Raw genomic sequence first — 16,674 nt, forward strand, 5'->3', positions numbered from 1 at the left:
AATGAGTTGAATATGAGATCGGAAGATAGCAGCAGACACGGGAAATCGAGCGTATCGAGATTCGTTGATGAGGTCGACACGACAGTTTTTGTCTCGGGGTTTGTCCTATCACTCACAGCTATAGTGATTTTTCTCACGTATCCTCAATCGTCGGTAGGAGCGGTTCTTGCTATTACAGATCATATTAGATCTAACTACACGTGGATCTACGTCGTCACCATGTTTCTCATGCTACTGTTTGCCCTCTTCCTGCTGTTCGGGAAATGGGGAGACATTACGCTGGGAAAGCCGGCAGAGGACCCGGAGTTCACACTCTTTGAGTTCTTCGCGATGATGTTCTCGGCGGGCATCGCGGCGGGCATCGTGTTCTGGGGGCCGGCGGAGGCACTGTTCCACTACGACGCCGTCCCGCCAATGATCGATGCGGAGTCGCAGATGTCTGCAGCGGCGACAGGAGCGGTCCAATACACGCTCTTTCATTGGGGAATTTACTATTTAATACCCTATACTATAATTGGGATCCCGATCGCGTTCTTCTCGTACAGGCACGAGGCGCCGTTGCGGATCTCGACGCTTCTCGTGCCGTTCGTCGGCACTGACGGACTCGACAACGTCTGGGGAAAACTACTTGCTATCCTCGCGGTGCTCGTCACTATCGGTGGTATAACGACGACACTGGGATTCGTCGGGAGCCAACTCCTAACCGGCGTTCAATACACCACCGGAATAACATTTGGAAATACAGAAACGATCCTACTCATCTCCGGGTTAACAATCGTTTTTACGCTCTCGGCAGTCTTGGGCGTCGAACGGGGGATCCGACGATTATCGCTGTTTAATGTCATCTTATTTTTAATTCTGGGGGTGCTCACGTTTCTTGTAGGCCCGACCAACTTTATAATAAATTTGGGAGTACAAGCGACAGGAGGGTATATTGATGACTTCTTCCAGATGAGTCTGTACACCGGAATGGGAGAGAACGACGGATGGATCGGCTCCTGGACTGTGTTCTACTGGGCGTGGGTGTTCTCGTGGGCACCGTTCGGCGGCCTGTTCGTTGCGCGTATCTCTCGCGGGCGAACCGTACGCGAAGTGGCTGCCGCAACCATCTTCGGGGCAACAGCGGGGACGCTTCCCTGGTTCTACACGATGGGTGGTACAGCTATCTGGCTCCAAAGCTCTGGCCGCGTCAACCTGCTTGAAGAGATTTCAACACACGGCGTCGCCATCTCCGGGTTTCCGTTATTTAATGCACTGCCCCTGGGACCGCTACTGGTGGGTCTGTTCCCGATTCTTATCATCACGTTCTTTCTCACGTCTGCAGATTCCTCGACACTTGCACTTGGGATGTTAACCACCGGTGGGAAAGAATCTCCGTCTAGCCTTAACCGCATCATCTGGGGAACACTGATGGGCATTCTTGCGTCGCTACTCATCGTTGGAGGAGGGGTCCCGGCACTGCGATCGTTAGCGATTCTTTCGGGACTTCCGTTCGTCGTGATCGCGATGCTCGCTATCGTCGCCATAAGCGTCGAATTTCGGAAACTCGCGCCGATATTCGAAAGATCTGCGAAGGAGAAAAGATCGCCCAGGCCAGGTTCCCACGAGGAGTCACAGCGCAAAGACTGACACTCTGCTGGTCCAAACAATCTGCGAGGACGAGTTTCTCGACCCACCGGGGCTGGGGGGGTGAAGCCCGACATTCGATCTAATGTTCCGTCTCCTCCATATACCGTTCAATCACCTCCTCCGACACCACTCTCGTTGTTCCCACGTAGTACCCAATCTTCCAGAGTCCATTTCCTGTCGATTTGGGCACAATTTATGCCACAGTATACTGATTAGCTCTTTTTGATCAGTACCTGTCCGGTACTCTGAACGAGCACAGTGTAGCCATAGTAAGAAAACGTTATGCATCCCGCCATAGTTGCATCGTCGTCGTGCGATTCAAACGCCGTATCGAGTGCCGCAGGGTTGATGCTTTTGCTCAGGGGCGGCAGTGCTCCCGGATCTTCGTTTTCGCACTCGGCGATCTCTTCCACGATCTGATCGCTTATCAACACTTCTCCGTCCCACTCATGATGGAGGTGGTGAGTCGTTTGGTCGGACGCTGGCTCCTTGAGGCTGCTACTCATACGAGCACTGTCCTCATTCAGCAATAATGGCTATTAACCCGTAATATTACGGGTATTTAAAACCATGTCCAATGTTGGACATAAAAATTGACCTGCTAACTACCATCTGTTCAGAGAAGCTATTTCCGTACGGAATTAAACAATATGAGCCACTCGCGGGCTGTTGCTTCTTTGGTGTTACTGAAACAGTTTGAAAATCAATAGTTTGGTGCGTTATTTCTCGAAAGACAAATTCGACGACGTTCTGATTTTGAATAGTAACAAAACTGTTACGATGTGTCTGGCCGAGAGGTGTCCGATCGCGGTCACTGACTTGGGAATAAAAGAGCACCCCCGTTTACAATGAGGTTCCCGATGAAGCGCAATACGTCTGCAGAAGACCTTTAACGTCAAACTCACATTCTGAGAATATGGGACTTCATAATAGAGGCATCAGTCAAGACGTCCGCGAACTCGGGACGCTACTGGGGGACATCCTCCAGGAGCAGACCTCAAGCAGTGCGTTCGAGACGGTCGAGTCGGGCCGACGGGCTGCAATCGAGTATCGCTCCGGCGAACTCGACTCCCGCGAGCCGCTCGTGGCGGAACTCGAAGGGCTATCGCCACATAATCAGCAGATCGTTGCTCGGGCGTTTGCGACGTATTTCGAGCTGATCAATCTGGCAGAAGAACAAGAGCGGATCCGGACCATCCGAACGGAATCCCAGGAGGGCACGCTCGAAGACAGTCTCGAGACCGCGGCCGAAGAACTCGGCGAGGCCGACGTCGAGACCGTCCGACAGATCCTCGACGACGTCTTGATCGAGCCGACTTTCACTGCCCATCCGACCGAGGCTCGGCGCAAGACCGTCAAGTCCAAACTCCGCGAGATCTCGACGTCGCTCGAAACCTTAGATGAACGACTGTTGACGGACAAAGAGAAGCGCCAGGTCTGGCAGGACATCGATGCCGAGGTGACGAGCCTCTGGCAGACGCCCCAGGTGCGCAACCGCCAGCCCGAGCCCGAAGACGAGGCCCGCAACGTCCAGTGGTACCTCGAGAACACGCTGTTCGACGTCGTCGGTGAGATTTACGACGAACTCGACGAGGCGATCGACGCGGAAGTTCCCAACGACCTCGAGATTCCGAAACTCTTCGAGTTCCGCTCGTGGGCAGGGAGCGACCGCGACGGCAACCCCTACGTCACCCCCGAGGTCACCGCGAACACCCTCGAGCGCCAGCGCTCGGTGATCCTCGATCGCTACCAGGACCAGCTCAAACGCCTGTCGGGCGTGTTGAGTCAGGACGGGAGCCGGATCGACGCCGGCTCCGAATTTCAGGCCTCCCTCGAGCGTGACCGTGAGCGCCTGCCCGGCAGCGCTCGCACGGCCGAGGAACGCTACCCCGACGAACCCTACCGGCAGAAACTCAAACTCATGCGCGAGCGGCTCCGCCGCGTCGGCGACGTTCGGCCGGGCGGCTACGAGAACGCCGCCGACCTCCGCGACGATCTCAGAGTCATCGCCGAAAGCCTGCGGACCAACGACGCCGACAGCGTCGCCGACGCTCACGTCGATCCGATCCGCCGGCAGGTCGCCACGTTCGGCTTCTCACTGGCGAGTCTCGACCTGCGCGACCACCAGCAGAAACACACCGACGCCATCGCCGAGACTCTCGAGCACGAGGGGATCGACTACCGCGCCCTCTCGGAGGACGAGCGCGTCGAGTTCCTGACCGACGCCGTCTTACAAGACGAACCGGTGATCGATCTGAGCGAGACCGCCGACCTCTCGGACGACTCGGCGCGCGTCCTCGAGCTGTTCGACAGTCTCGCCGACTGGCAGACCGAGTACGGGGTCAACGCCATCGACACCTACTGCATCTCGATGACCGAGGAACCCAGCCACGTCCTCGAAGTACTCTTTTTGGCCGACCAGGCCGGCGTTATTTCCCTGCCCGAACATTCGGGAATCGACATCGTTCCGCTACTCGAGACCGAGTACGCCCTCTCGGGAGCCCGGCGGATCATGGGCACGCTGTTCGAAAACGAGGCCTACGCCCAGGCGCTCGAGGCTCGTGGGCGGACCCAGGAGATCATGCTGGGGTACTCGGACTCGAACAAGGAGAACGGGTTTCTGGCGGCGAACTGGTCGCTGTATAAAAACCAGCGCCGGCTGGGGGAGATCTGTGACGACCACGACGTGACGATGCGGCTGTTCCACGGCCGCGGCGGCTCGATCTCGCGGGGCGGCGGACCGATGAACGAGGCGCTGCTCGCGCTGCCGAACTCGACGGTCACGGGCCAGGTCAAGTTCACCGAACAGGGTGAAGCCATCGCCGAGAAGTACGCTAACCCGCGCATCGCCGAGCGCAACATCGAACAGATGCTCAACGCCCAGCTCCGGGCGCGCAAGCAAGCACTCGACCAGCCCGAAGAGGAGGTCCGCGAGGAGTGGCTCGCGGCCATGGAGACGATGGCCGACGCCGCCCGCAAGGAGTACCGCGACCTCCTCGAGAGCGACGGGTTCGTCCAGTACTTCGAGCAGGCGACGCCGATCCCCGTCATCGAGAACCTCGATCTGGGATCGCGGCCGGCCTCCCGGTCGGGCGAGCGCACTGTTGAGGATCTGCGGGCGATCCCGTGGGTGTTCTCGTGGACTCAATCACGGTGTATCCTCCCGGGCTGGTACGCGATCGCTACCGGCATCGAAGCCTACCTCGAGGACGGCGGGTCGATAGAGACCCTCCAGACGATGTACGAGGAGTGGCCGTTCTTCCGGACGACGCTCGACAACGCCGCGCTCTCGCTGTCGCGGACCGAACTCGAGATCGCCGAGCGCTACGCCGACCTCGCGGAGCCGGATCTGCGCGAACGGTTCTTCCCGCGCGTGACCGACGAGTACGAGCGAGCGACGGACCTGATCACCGAGATCGGCCAGCGCGAGCGCCTGCATACCCGTGACTGGCTCGGCGAGAACTTAGAGCGGCGGAACCCGTACGTCGATCCCCTGAACATGCTGCAGGTACACCTGCTCGATCAGAATCACCGAACGGATATCGAAGAACGGACGCTCCGATTGACGGTCAAAGGGATCGCAGCTGGAATGAAAAATACCGGATGAGGTAGGCAGTAGGCGGATTGTGACGAATGGATAATCGTTCGCTATAGTGAAGATTAAAAGTAATCACTCACTTTTGGTATAGTGTGTTGATCAAGATCGGTATCGATTGCAGTCGTGAGTTCAGAAAGTGAGTCAAAGAACCGGTTGCTAAGCGCTGATTGGAGTTGTCTCCAGCACTTTTTGATCGGATTTAGTTCAGGTAAATACGCTAGCAATCTCACGAAGGCGAGGTCGTCACGAGCTGCTATAGTAACAACTGAAACTATTTATATACTGATCGCACTGCCCTCGTGCGATCAAGTGTATATTGACTTTCAGTGCTACTATAGGTCCGTGACGGTCGACGCCCGAAAATACGGTGCTTCATCGAGGGCAATAATTAGATCACCTTCGAACTCTTCACATAATGCGAGAATGAAATGTTTTGCGTGATCGGCAGTAACATACTCTTCAAATCGAGAAAAAAAGCGATCACCGAGGACGGTGATCGCGCCTAGTAGAGATGTCCAGTCACGTTGTCCGGATAACTCGATGGATGGCCGCGTGCCGCGGGGAAACCACGCGGCACGCAGCTCGAATTGTATGGATTTCTTGATTTGATCAATACAGACTACTGTGATGTCTATTCCCCGCCGCTTTTTTGAACTTTTTACAGAACGTTTCTTGCCTGTTAGCATCAGATTCAGCGGCTGTCCGGCGAGGTTTTTGATAGCTCAATCCCGCTTCTTTGAGCAACTGCCGACAGCTCGGGATTGAGTATTCGGCATCGTACGTCTCGTCAAGATACTGCTGGACAAGCGCCGGCGTCCACGCCGGCGTATCAAAGCCAACTTCTTTGGGAGATTTGAGGACTGTTTCTTTGAATTTTTCTCTATTTCTGAGGTCTTTCGTCTTCTCTCAGATTGGTGAGTATCAGTAACAGCCTGCTCAAGCGACTCGTCAGTGTCGAGTCGCGTGAGCCAGATATAGATCTTTCGTCGCTGAACGTCGTACCACTCAGCTAGTCCCGTCTGCCTAACGCCGTTTTTTACGCTATTGTCGCTAAGAGTCGTCGTGTCGGCTTCTTTCCCTCCACATTGTCAAGGGTATCTTGCAACTCCTCGACAGAGGTCTTGTCGAGATGATCTACTGGAAGCGACTACAATCGGTGAGCAAAAAGTTCTAACGGTTACTATAGCATTCATTCCAACCGCCGTGACTCAGCACAGTTCACAAAGCGACGCTCGGGAAGACTTGATTGTATGACACGCTCCTGAAGTAGAATAGAACGGTTCGCGACGGAAGCATTCACATGGGAATTACAACGTATCATAGACCATTTCTATCTGCCTCTCCAACGGTAATTCTCTTCTATCACCATCCGCGCTCTCTTGTAGTCTCCGGTCAGGTTCAGAGCGAGCACCGTGAGCGAGAACCATGGACTGTGTAATTAGTGTGAATCATTTCAGTTGTTAGGATGCGCGGTAGTGTTCAGATAAGCTGATTCCATGCGAAGCTGAACGATCTAAGCCAGTCGTCGGCGGTTTCTGCTTCGGCGTTGCTAAAACAGTTTGAGAAACAGATAGTTCTACGCTTTATCTCTCGAAAGACACGTTCGACAGTATTCCGATTTCCATGTTTCTCGTATCTGAAATCGAAGCCGTGGCTCTGACACGCATCTTGCAATGAGTACGATCCATCGACGAGAAACACGGCGTTCGCAAGACGCCTCTGCGTCTTGCGTGCCCACGAGAACTGCCAGCAGTTCTCGGGACGTCATTGACGTCGTGTTTCTCGGATATTTCAGTCAGAAACGAATGGGCGAGAACCTTCGTTGTCGTTGGTTCCAGCTTTGTATGGAGTAATTCGTTCGTCTCAGGGTCGACCGCAGCGTACAGCCAATACTGCTCGTCATTAAGTCGGATCACTGTCTCGTCAACCGCGACGTGATCCGGACTTTGGCCCTCCTCGGGCTGTAGATTGGCCTTGTGAATCCAGTTCTGAACAGTTGATCGAGCACGTTCGACACCGAATATCTCAAGAATAGAGACAGTATTCGAAAGTGAGAGCCCAGCAAGATGGAGCTGAATACTCAGCTTCATCAGCAATCGCGGTGTCGCTTCTCGTTCGACAAAGTCTAAGTTGATCTCGTCTAAACAACCGTTGAGGCGGGCGTTTTCGGGCATAGAGCACTCGGAAAACGCTCCGCCTCACCTTTCAATCCTTATCTGAACACCGCCGGCCAAACCCTGGATCAAGTATAAGAAGCGGGCTGTCGACTAACTCCGAGACTACCATACGACGGCGGTGACCTACACCGGGGGCAACAATATCACGTACAACAAGACTTGCGAGCCGAGTTGGGCGATGAGATCGACTTTTCCGTCGGCTGAGAGAGTTAGCTAAATTCCTCGAAGGGTTGTTGGCAAGCGTCACAGTAATGAATAGTCCGACACAGTGCAGGTCCTCTCTTTTGCTCAACGTGGGTATTAGTCGATCCACAGAACGGACAGGCGATGTCTTCCTGTGATGTGCTGGCGCCTCCGTCGGAGAGCCTGTTCTCGTTCAGTGATGTCGAAACGTCTGTCATGATAATCAGTGGCACTCTGGGTCACGCAGGGCCTCGCCATCAGGCACTGTCAGACCATGTTGGTTGAGACGATGGCGGCCACGGTCTGTAACGCGTTCGAACGACCACGGTGGCGAATGGACTATATCGACGGTCACTGTTTCGACCTCTGACACCGCCTGAACCGCTTTCTCAGCGTCCATTACGATGAGATCGCATGCTGGGCAACCGGAGTACGTCAATATAATGTCGATCACCGCTTCCCCGTCTTCGACGGAGACAGCATAGACCAGCCCCAGGTCAACAATACTGACTGGGAGTTCGGGATCTTCGACCGTGCGCAATGCTTTCCAGACTGCTTGTTCGACCGGATCAGCAGCCGCAATTTGTGTTGCAGGATCTTTTGGTGCTGACATTGAGATCATGTTCGGAGAGTTTGGGAGATGGGATGTTCGCCTGCGAGGTTGTCGGCGTGCATTTCGTCGATCATCGACGTCAAGTGATCCGTATGTTCACCAGCACGACCATTTCGCTCAGGGGGTTGAGACAACAACTCATCGGCCTCGTCGACGGTAATTCCAAGTGGGAGGTCCGCTATTCGCTCGCAAACTTCCGCGTTCCACTCCTGATCCAGGATGACCGGATCCTTGGTGAACACTCCAGCTTTCATCAGCTGTGTGACTCGTTCATCATCGAACGTGAACAAGTCTGCTGCCCGCGGGAGCGCATCTCGAAAGGCGGATTCGAGCCGGTCGCGACCCTCTTCGGTTGCGACGAGTCGATCGAGCCACGACTCGGCGTGCTCCCGGTGATAGGGCTCTTCGTCGAGGATCTGCTCGGCGCGATCGGCTACTGCATCGACCTTGCCGTCCAACAGAGTCTCAAGCAAGCGTTTCTCGGCAGTACCGTACAGATAGTTGTGGGCGATCGCGTACGCGAAGTCTTCGTGTTCTACCTCGAGCAACACCGAATTTCGACGTTCCTCCGCAGGTCTGTTGAAAGCGAGGTCGTCTATGTTGCCCTCATGGTGCTGTGAAATCAGGTCGTACCAGATTCTGGCGTGACCGAGCTCGTCTTGAGCCATACTAGAGATAGCGTTGTCCTCCTCCAGCGTCGGTCCAACTGCAGTCCAGTCCGTGTAGCGGTGTCCCGCAACGAAGTCATCGTCGGCGAGTGCAAGCAGGAACTCGAGTACGGCTGTGCGATTTGCAGTGGTGAGTTCGTCGAGTGACATTGTTAGTGTGACCCTCCAGCAGTGTTTTGTGCATACCAACCCACATTGCGATACGCCCGATCAGTACTGGGCGTCAATTCGGTATCGTCCTGAGTGGTAGTGATCTCCCGACGCGGAACGACCCAGACACTGACCGGTTCACTCCGGATGTCGATATTCCGTTTTGCGAGAGTCAATGCCATATCATGATCTGATGCAGACACCACTTCTGCATGTTCGTGGGCCTTACCTCGCTCCCACTGAACGAATACTTCGTACGGCTCGAGTCGGTTTTCCGTTTTGGTCGTATCGTTGTGTTTATCCATATCTTCTTGCCCTCCTATCAGTCACCGGCTGTCAGACCAGGATCGTTCGTGAGCCTACTCGAGGACGCCTGCCCATGGTGTGCAGCTAAGGCATCGCGAACCCAGGCGGTGTCGTCGAACGCTTCCTGTCTACGATCGAGTCGCTCGGGAATTGCTGGTCCTCCTTCTGTGGTAATCATCTTGAACTCTTCCCAGTCGGGTTCCGTGTACTGCTACTGGTCGGCTTCGTCGTCGTATTCGATCTTCTCATCGGGTATTTCCAAGCCGAGTTCCCGAATCTTCGCAACGTAGTCAGCAAGGTACTCCTGTCGAAGTTCGTCGTTCGTTTTGGGTTTAATCCCCAACTCGACCATTCGACGGGTTTTCTCGCTTTGTTGATCCGAGAGCCCGAAGAACATCATGCCACGAGGCCACCAGCGATTGATCCCTTCCTGTAACCGCTCTTGTTTTGCACGCGATCCGGTCGCGTACTCTCGAATGACGTGTTCACCATGGCGCACGTGGAACTCTTCCTCACGACAAATTCGTCGCATAACCCATTCCCATTACATACCTATATTTGTAATGTTGGTGTAGGGGGATTTGCCGACCAGACCGAAACTATCGAAAAGAAATTTGGCCGGAGGTCGATATAGCCCGGGTACCTTATAGAGGATTATCGAGACAGAATCAAAGAACTCGCAGTCACACAAACCGAAGGTTTACAGGATAATCTGCTGGAAGCGTACGAACGAATCCGTGAACCCAGTACGAGCGTGGACAACTTCAGCAGGAGTGAAAAACCACAGTTGAGGAAATCGAAGCGTTACCGGACCGGGAGCAGATCCGAGCTGAACACAACGATGTTCGAGAATCGCACTCATGCAAACGAAATCGTCATCACTACCTGTATTAACTTCTGACGGGGCCCGTGTTCGCCTCCGGAATTCAGCAATTCTAGCGAAGACTGAAGTTAAAATCAGTTCGGTGATAGTGGTGGCCCACGTATCGTGAACAATACGTTCTTGATTATCCTCCTGACTATGTAGACTGTTGCCGGTGATGTATACAATAGTTGCTCTCCACACTGAAATAGCACAGATTGTTATTCACGAAAGGAGGAATTATCACGGTCTGCTCTTGTCTTCCGTCTCTGGTCGTCCAGTAGTTGTGGAAACGTAATATCGATCGGAGATCCGACCCCTTCTGAGCCCACGTTACGTGAACTACGTCTCTGGTCGCCGGTGTACAGAGTGGAGCGGCGTTCACGATTGTCGATAACTATAACTTGATCCCGTTTGTTGCATGAGGCATGATATCAAACTCGTCACCGAGACAGGTTCAATCTGTTCAGACCGCCTTCGAGATCATTCACCTGATCCAGGAGTTCGGAGGTATTACGTTGAACGAAGTGGCCGACCACCTCGATATCGCCAAGAGTACAGTCCACAACTACCTGGGAACGCTCGAGTCACTGGGATACGTAGTGAAACGGGACAGAACCTACCGACTGGGTCTCCGGTTTCTCACGCATGGAATGGCAGCCAGGAATAGTCTATTCGTCGCTGATATCGTCCAACAGTCTCTTTCAACGGTTGCCAAGGAGACTGGACAGTCGACGTGGTGGATTGTAGAGGAGTTCGGTCGTGGATTTTTCGTCGATAAAGCGATTCCCAACGAGGACTCTAATACCTATGGGAGCATCGGAAAGCGATCGTACCTTCACACGCACGCGCCAGGAAAAGCGATACTCGCCAAACTTCCTAGGGACTACGTCCGGACGGTCATCGACTATCACGGCTTGCCGATTTACACAACGAAGACGACCACGGACGCTGCAACACTCATGCAGGAGCTAGACACGATTCGCGATCAGGGATATGCAGTGAGTGACGGAGAAACAGCACTGGGAGTGCAATCAGCGGGCGTGGCGTTCGAGGATCCGTACGGTGGAACAAACGCGATCGGTGTATTCGGATATACACACGATTTCGGCGGCGAAAACCTCGAGAAAGACATTCCATCGCTGTTGAAACACGCCGTGAGCGATATCACGAAGTCGCTCGAGCGGGGGGTCAAGTAACGATGGATGCGACCGCACCACCGGAGACGCTCCGGACAGTCAAGAGCGCAGTCGAGATGAAGGCAGCCAGGAACGAAGACGAGATCCTCCTTCACTGTCAAAACCGAGCCGTTTCGTACGCAGAACTCGATCGCAACGCCAATGCGATCGCCAACAACCTCCGCGCACAGGGGATCGAAAAGGGAGATGTCGTCTGTCTATTCATGTACAACTGCCCCGAATACATCTCTCTCTTCTTTGCACTCGCGAAGATCGGAGCCGTCGCGGCCCCGATCGATACGCGTTTCAGGGACGAAACACTGGCGTACGCTCTCAGCCAGTCCGATGCAACCACGATTTTCATCGACGCGAAAACGCGCCCAGAGTACGAATCGGTCACTGCTTCGGTTCCGAACATCACGAGGGAGTATCTCGTCGACGAGACTGCTACCGACCACCCGTATCGGGCGTTCAGCACGCTTCTCGAGGGTGACTCGACGTCCACACCATCGACGACCGTCGAACCGTCGGATCCAGTTGCGGTGATCTACGTCCAGCGGAACGCGACCGAACGGCCGAAGGGGGTCGTGCTTCCCCACTACTCGTATATCAACACCGGGTGGGAGGCGTGCGAGAACCTGTTCGATTTCACCGAGGACGACCGTATATTCACAACCCTCCCGCTGTACAGTATCTTCACGTTTCAGATCGGCATCATCGGGACGTTACTGGCCGATGCAGTGTTCATCCTCGCCGGGCAGTTCGATCCATCGCAGTTCTGGGATCAGATCGAGTCGTACGACGCTACCGTATTTTTGTATCTCAGCAGGATGTTATCGGTGCTTCACAATCAGGATGAGCGACCGACCAACAGTGAGACGCCAGCAGAGATGGCCATCGGTCACAGCTTTGGATTCACGACGGACGAAGCGATGTTTCGAACACTCGAGGAGCGGTTCGACATCACTATCCTCGAGGGGTATGGCGTCACACCCGCGACCATTGCCACGTACAACCGTCCGGACGACCGACGGCTCGGAAGCGTCGGCAAAGAAGCCTCATACGTCGAACTCGAGATCGTCGACGGGGACGACTGGCCCGTTCCACCGGGCGAGACGGGGGAAATCGTCGTTCGTCCGACGGAACCGCACACGATGATGCAAGGCTACTACGGGCAACCTGAGGCCACCACGGAGGCCTTTCGGAATCAGTGGCTCCACACCGGTGGAATCGGCTACAAAGACGAGGACGGGTACCTTCACTTCGTCGCGAACAGAGACAACTCGATCTACCGTGGCCGGATCGACGGCCGTATCTCGTCGCTCGAGATCGAGAGCGTGATCGATGCACAACCCGGAGTTCGACAGTCGAGTGTCGTCGGTGTAACCAACGAGGGCGGTAGTGAAGAGATCAAGGCATTCGTGGTCCCCGAGGAGGATGCCGACATCACACCGATAGATATCTGTAGACGATGTGAACGACAGCTTCCCTATCTCAAAGTCCCACGATACATCGAGATTCGCGACGAGTTCCCACGGAGCCCATCGGGGAAGATCAGAAAGCAAGATCTGAAAGCCGAGGGAACAGTGGACGCGTGGGACCGCAAGAGCGGATACGAGCTCAGTCGATAGCACGTCAGCTGGATGCACAGCTTTCCTGGACGGGATCGTCGTGCCGAAAAAGAAAGTTAGTCTGCGTCGTCGGTGCTACAAACGAGAACGGGACGGGTCGCGTTCAGAATCACCGCCTGCGTGACGCTCCCGAATAGGACCTTTCCTGTCGGTGTCCGTTTTCGACCCGCGAGTACGATACGGTCTGCATCGTGTCTGTCGGCCGCGCGAACGATCGCAGTGGCTGGATCGCCGCTGGTCCCCTCGAGTTCGACGTCGACGGCGGCGTCCTCGAGGACCTCTCGAGCCCGCCTGATTGCCCCGACCTGCTCGACTGTCCCACCTTGGGGGTTCTCGCCGAAGTCGTGAAGAAGTATCGCTGTGACCTCTGACGTTGCGCAGGGAATTTGCGCGACTGTCTTCGCCTGTGAAACTGCACGATCAGTATCTGTGTCAATCCCGACTACAACCGTGAACATGCAGCAAAGATTATAGCTATGCTATATTATTGTATCGGATACTGGTTAATACGTTGATGATTATGCGACTCTGACGATGGCCGTCTGAACGAATGCCTGGCCTAGAACTACAGAGTTGGGAGTGCGTGCCCCATCTATGCCCTATACTAACATTTTGGTTTTATATAACTTCCGGAGAAATCAATTTTGCGCATCCCGTCTGTGGTATTATTCCGTATATGGGGTATGAGAACAATATGAATGTCCGAAACATATATAGTACTAGTGTACATCTCGCTTTGTTGTGTTAAGTCATGACAAGCCAGAACCCATCATTTGAGACGGATGCGTGTCAACGGCGAACAGTGCTCAAAGGAGTCGGTGGTGCTGCAGCAGGCGTAGCGACGATGTCGCTCGCTGGTTGTCTCGGTAGCGGTGACGGCAGCGGTGACGTGTCGGTTCCCGGCATTTACGACATGAGTGGGGCGACGTCTGACGTCGGGAAGCCGTCCGGAATCGGATCCCGTGACGCGATCAAGTGGATCAACGAGAACGACGAGCTAGACACGGAGATCGATCACCCGTGGCAGGACTACGCGTACGACGTGCCCACGGCAAAGAGTGCGTACGACGAGTACACGAGCGGAACGAAACCACCGATCATCATCGGCTGGGGAACGGCTGACACGGAAGCGCTGTCACCTTCGGTTGCTCGTGACCGGATCGTGTACATTTCGGCCTCCTACTCGGCAAAGCTGGTCAAAGAGGAGACGCCGTTCAACTTCTTCGGCAACCTCGACTACACCAGCCAGGCCCGTGCCCATCTCAAGTGGATCGAGCAGAACGACCCCGGTGCGAAGGTGGCGTTCATCTTCTCGAACACGGCGTTTGGAAAATCTCCCGTCGAAGGCGGCCGCCAGTACGCGGAATCACTGGATCTGGATCTCGGCGAAAACATCAACCTCTCGCTGACGGCCAACTCTGCGAAGACCCAGCTGCGGAAGGCAAGAAACCGCAACGTCGACTACCTCATCCACCAGAACACGGCGGCACCGATGCAGGTGCTGCTGGCTGACCGACAGGAAGTGTATCCCGAAGTCAACGTGATGGGTCTCACCTACACGGTCGACGAATTGCGTGCACAGGAGTCGCCTGAACTGTTCGAGGGTGTCCGCTACGCGTCCGGATTCAAGGTGTTCAACGAGATCATGGACAGCGACGTGCCAGGGAAGACGATCATCGAAGAGTCATTCGAGCGCGAGGGGCGGTCGATGGACGATCCGTCCGTGGCGAACCTCAACTACGTCCGTGGCGTTATCCACGCGCTCCTCGCCTTGAAGGGGCTCAAGAACGCCCAAGAAATCGGTGACATGAGCAGCGGAGCAGACGTCCGGGAGGGACTGTTCCAGGTGAGCGACTGGAACGCTCGCGGACTGGCGGAACCGTTCACCTACGCCGAAGATGACCGCCGTCCGACGATGAATGGTCGTATTTACGAGGTGAGCGACGGGTCCTTCGAGTACGATTCGACGATCGAACTCCCGCGCAAAGACGAATGGGTCGGACTCTAACATGACTGCCGGCGATACTACCTCATCGCCTCCCGTCGTCGAACTCGATAACGTCGAAATCGTGTACGACCGTCACTTCCTGGCTGTCCAGGGCGTTTCGATGGAGGCCAACGAAGGCGACATCGTGGCACTGCTCGGCCCCAACGGTGCAGGCAAGAGCACCATCCTGAAGATGATTTCGGGTATCGGGCTGACCGAACGCGGGGAGGTTACACGCGGCACCGTCCGCTACGAGGGCAACGACGTGACCAACGCCGACACCAACCGAATGGTGAGCGAAGGGGTGACCCACATCCTCGAGGGGCGGCGATCGTTCGAGGACCTCACGGTAGAGGAGAATCTCCGGTGTGGGCTGTATCGGGGCGGGCGACGCCTGTCTTACAGCGAGGAGGACTACGAACTCGCCTTCGAGTACTTCCCCCAGCTGGAGGACATCCTCGATCTCAAGGCGGGATACACCAGTGGCGGCGAACAGCAGATGCTCGTTATCGCCCGTGCGCTGATCCACCGTCCGAAGCTGTTGTTGCTTGACGAGCCGTCGCTCGGGCTGGCACCGAAGCTGGTCCAGGACATCTTCGAGACGCTGGTCGAGATCAATAGAAAGGAGGATATCACCATGATCGTAGCCGACCAGAACGCCAAACGCACGCTCGAGATCGCAGATTACGGCTATGTTCTGGAAAACGGACAGGTCGAACTGCAGGATCCGGCCGAGACACTGATGAACCGCGAGGAGATCAAGGAGTTCTACCTCGGAACCAGCCGCGACGAAGGCCGGTACACGGACATCAAACACTACAAGATGCGCAAGCGGTGGACCTGATTCGAGACTATGAGTAGCGAAACAACAACGACAACCGAACCGAACCTCGACCTCCGAGGTGGACCGAAAGTACCACCCGAACAGGCTGTCCTGGGTTGCAACGACGTGACCAAAACGTTCGGTGCCGTGACTGCCGTCGACGACGTTTCGATCGGGATCGACGAAGGGGAGTGGATCTCTATCGTCGGCCCGAACGGTGCAGGGAAGACGACGTTGCTGAACATCCTCAACGGGTTCTACGACCCGGATCCAGGTGGGAAGGTCTACCTCAACGGGCAGGACGTCACTGCACTGAAATCCTACAAGCGTGCCCGCCGTGGGCTGGGCCGTACCTTCCAGGGACTAGAACTGTTCGAGAGCGAGGACGTCCTCGAGAACGTCATGACGGTCAGAGCCGTCAAGCAACAGCCGAACATATTGCAGGCGCTCACGTTCTACGGCTCCGGCCGAAAGATAGAAGCCCAGAACATGCGTCGTGTCGAGGAAATTCTCGACTACCTCGAACTCTGGGAACACCGTCACAGCAAGATCTCCGGACTCCCGTTGGGGATCCGCCGTCGCGTCGATCTCGCACGGTCGCTCGCGCTCGAGCCGGACGTGCTCCTCCTCGACGAAGCGATGAGTGGACTGACTTTTGACGAGAAGTATGACATGATCCGCTACATCACCGACCTGTATGAGGAGGAGGGACTCACCATTGTGATGATCGAACACGACCTGGAAGTCGTGACGGACGTTTCCGACCGGATGATTGTTCTCCAGAAGGGCGGCCTCCTCGCGCGTGGACCGCCTGCTGCAGTCGTGGAAGATCCCGAGGTCCGTCGCGTCTACACGGGGGTTGACTGATC

14 protein-coding genes and 4 pseudogenes are annotated in these 16,674 nt (G+C 55.4%); 8 read left to right on the forward strand and 10 right to left on the reverse strand.

Going from position 1 to position 16,674, the window contains the following annotated elements:
* Positions 1–12: 12 nt before the first annotated feature.
* Positions 13–1,629 carry a BCCT family transporter gene (locus ACFR99_RS03320; RefSeq protein ID WP_390284364.1) on the forward strand — a complete coding sequence of 539 codons (1,617 nt, stop codon included), beginning with the start codon at positions 13–15 and terminating at the stop codon, positions 1,627–1,629.
* Between the two features lie 79 nt (positions 1,630–1,708).
* Here the strand turns inward: ACFR99_RS03320 and ACFR99_RS03325 are convergent.
* Both ACFR99_RS03325 and ACFR99_RS03330 read right to left on the reverse strand, forming a co-directional pair.
* A pseudogene (locus tag ACFR99_RS03325) lies at positions 1,709–1,804 on the reverse strand (IS200/IS605 family transposase); the annotation flags it as partial.
* 37 nt (positions 1,805–1,841) lie between these two features.
* Positions 1,842–2,135 (reverse strand): HalOD1 output domain-containing protein, encoded by a 294-nt coding sequence (locus ACFR99_RS03330; protein WP_390284366.1) that lies wholly within the window; start codon positions 2,133–2,135, stop codon positions 1,842–1,844.
* 410 nt (positions 2,136–2,545) lie between these two features.
* On the opposite strand from ACFR99_RS03330, the gene ppc reads away from it, so the two are divergent.
* Positions 2,546–5,236: a phosphoenolpyruvate carboxylase gene (gene ppc, locus ACFR99_RS03335; protein ID WP_390284368.1), complete on the forward strand. Its 2,691-nt coding sequence runs from the start codon at positions 2,546–2,548 to the stop codon at positions 5,234–5,236.
* 53 nt (positions 5,237–5,289) lie between these two features.
* Here ppc and ACFR99_RS03340 read toward each other — a convergent pair.
* Positions 5,290–6,332 (reverse strand): annotated as a pseudogene (locus tag ACFR99_RS03340) (IS630 family transposase).
* 374 nt (positions 6,333–6,706) lie between these two features.
* Positions 6,707–7,401 (reverse strand): annotated as a pseudogene (locus ACFR99_RS03345) (IS6 family transposase).
* A gap of 70 nt (positions 7,402–7,471) precedes the next feature.
* Here ACFR99_RS03345 and ACFR99_RS03350 point away from each other — a divergent pair.
* Positions 7,472–7,576: pseudogene (locus ACFR99_RS03350) on the forward strand (restriction endonuclease); the annotation flags it as partial.
* 37 nt (positions 7,577–7,613) lie between these two features.
* On the opposite strand, the gene ACFR99_RS20320 reads toward ACFR99_RS03350, so the two are convergent.
* The 5 genes from ACFR99_RS20320 to ACFR99_RS03370 all read right to left on the reverse strand — a co-directional run bounded on the left by ACFR99_RS20320 (position 7,614) and on the right by ACFR99_RS03370 (position 9,856).
* Positions 7,614–7,805: a PaaD-like zinc ribbon domain-containing protein gene (locus tag ACFR99_RS20320; RefSeq protein ID WP_465260886.1), complete on the reverse strand. Its 192-nt coding sequence runs from the start codon at positions 7,803–7,805 to the stop codon at positions 7,614–7,616.
* Positions 7,806–7,810: 5 nt separating this feature from the next.
* The gene (locus ACFR99_RS03355) at positions 7,811–8,200 is read right to left on the reverse strand and encodes a metal-sulfur cluster assembly factor (RefSeq protein WP_390284370.1); all 390 of its coding nucleotides are present in this window, start codon (positions 8,198–8,200) and stop codon (positions 7,811–7,813) included.
* Positions 8,201–8,205: 5 nt separating this feature from the next.
* The gene (gene paaC / locus ACFR99_RS03360) at positions 8,206–9,018 is read right to left on the reverse strand and encodes a 1,2-phenylacetyl-CoA epoxidase subunit PaaC (RefSeq protein WP_390284372.1); all 813 of its coding nucleotides are present in this window, start codon (positions 9,016–9,018) and stop codon (positions 8,206–8,208) included.
* 2 nt (positions 9,019–9,020) lie between these two features.
* A complete protein-coding gene (locus tag ACFR99_RS03365) occupies positions 9,021–9,323 on the reverse strand; it encodes a hypothetical protein (protein WP_390284374.1) in 303 nt (100 codons plus the stop codon).
* A 212-nt stretch (positions 9,324–9,535) separates the two neighbouring features.
* Entirely contained in the window at positions 9,536–9,856 is a 321-nt protein-coding gene (locus tag ACFR99_RS03370; protein WP_390284376.1) for a Phenylacetic acid catabolic protein, read from the reverse strand.
* A 758-nt stretch (positions 9,857–10,614) separates the two neighbouring features.
* Here ACFR99_RS03370 and ACFR99_RS03375 point away from each other — a divergent pair.
* Positions 10,615–11,385, forward strand: coding sequence for an IclR family transcriptional regulator (locus tag ACFR99_RS03375; protein WP_390284378.1), 771 nt, complete (start codon positions 10,615–10,617; stop codon positions 11,383–11,385).
* Between the two features lie 2 nt (positions 11,386–11,387).
* Entirely contained in the window at positions 11,388–12,995 is a 1,608-nt protein-coding gene (locus tag ACFR99_RS03380; protein WP_390284380.1) for an AMP-binding protein, read from the forward strand.
* Between the two features lie 56 nt (positions 12,996–13,051).
* On the opposite strand, the gene ACFR99_RS03385 is transcribed toward ACFR99_RS03380, so the two are convergent.
* Entirely contained in the window at positions 13,052–13,453 is a 402-nt protein-coding gene (locus ACFR99_RS03385; protein ID WP_390284382.1) for a universal stress protein, read from the reverse strand.
* Positions 13,454–13,797: 344 nt separating this feature from the next.
* Here ACFR99_RS03385 and ACFR99_RS03390 point away from each other — a divergent pair, with 344 nt between their 5' ends.
* The 3 genes from ACFR99_RS03390 to ACFR99_RS03400 are packed head-to-tail and all read left to right on the forward strand — an operon-like array spanning position 13,798 to position 16,672.
* Positions 13,798–15,003 carry an ABC transporter substrate-binding protein gene (locus tag ACFR99_RS03390; protein WP_390284384.1) on the forward strand — a complete coding sequence of 402 codons (1,206 nt, stop codon included), beginning with the start codon at positions 13,798–13,800 and terminating at the stop codon, positions 15,001–15,003.
* 1 nt (position 15,004) lies between these two features.
* Complete coding sequence (locus ACFR99_RS03395; RefSeq protein WP_390284386.1) at positions 15,005–15,826, forward strand: ABC transporter ATP-binding protein; 822 nt, start codon at positions 15,005–15,007, stop codon at positions 15,824–15,826.
* 9 nt (positions 15,827–15,835) lie between these two features.
* Positions 15,836–16,672, forward strand: a complete 837-nt coding sequence (locus ACFR99_RS03400; RefSeq protein ID WP_390284388.1) for an ABC transporter ATP-binding protein — start codon at positions 15,836–15,838, stop codon at positions 16,670–16,672.
* The last annotated feature ends 2 nt before the right edge of the window (positions 16,673–16,674 follow it).

This window comes from Haloarchaeobius amylolyticus (assembly GCF_042678045.1).
Classification (GTDB): Archaea; Halobacteriota; Halobacteria; order Halobacteriales; family Natrialbaceae; genus Natrinema; species Natrinema amylolyticus_A.

Bases quoted from the DNA above. Each gene is read 5' to 3' on its own strand.
- ppc (WP_390284368.1), top strand. From the start codon at position 2,546: ATGGGACTTCATAATAGAGGCATCAGTCAAGACGTCCGCGAACTCGGG.
- paaC (WP_390284372.1), bottom strand. From the start codon at position 9,018: ATGTCACTCGACGAACTCACCACTGCAAATCGCACAGCCGTACTCGAG.
- ACFR99_RS03400 (WP_390284388.1), top strand. From the start codon at position 15,836: ATGAGTAGCGAAACAACAACGACAACCGAACCGAACCTCGACCTCCGA.
- ACFR99_RS03320 (WP_390284364.1), top strand. From the start codon at position 13: ATGAGATCGGAAGATAGCAGCAGACACGGGAAATCGAGCGTATCGAGA.
- ACFR99_RS03380 (WP_390284380.1), top strand. From the start codon at position 11,388: ATGGATGCGACCGCACCACCGGAGACGCTCCGGACAGTCAAGAGCGCA.
- ACFR99_RS03385 (WP_390284382.1), bottom strand. From the start codon at position 13,453: ATGTTCACGGTTGTAGTCGGGATTGACACAGATACTGATCGTGCAGTT.
- ACFR99_RS03355 (WP_390284370.1), bottom strand. From the start codon at position 8,200: ATGTCAGCACCAAAAGATCCTGCAACACAAATTGCGGCTGCTGATCCG.
- ACFR99_RS03375 (WP_390284378.1), top strand. From the start codon at position 10,615: ATGATATCAAACTCGTCACCGAGACAGGTTCAATCTGTTCAGACCGCC.
- ACFR99_RS03365 (WP_390284374.1), bottom strand. From the start codon at position 9,323: ATGGATAAACACAACGATACGACCAAAACGGAAAACCGACTCGAGCCG.
- ACFR99_RS03370 (WP_390284376.1), bottom strand. From the start codon at position 9,856: ATGCGACGAATTTGTCGTGAGGAAGAGTTCCACGTGCGCCATGGTGAA.
- ACFR99_RS03330 (WP_390284366.1), bottom strand. From the start codon at position 2,135: ATGAGTAGCAGCCTCAAGGAGCCAGCGTCCGACCAAACGACTCACCAC.
- ACFR99_RS20320 (WP_465260886.1), bottom strand. From the start codon at position 7,805: ATGACAGACGTTTCGACATCACTGAACGAGAACAGGCTCTCCGACGGA.
- ACFR99_RS03395 (WP_390284386.1), top strand. From the start codon at position 15,005: ATGACTGCCGGCGATACTACCTCATCGCCTCCCGTCGTCGAACTCGAT.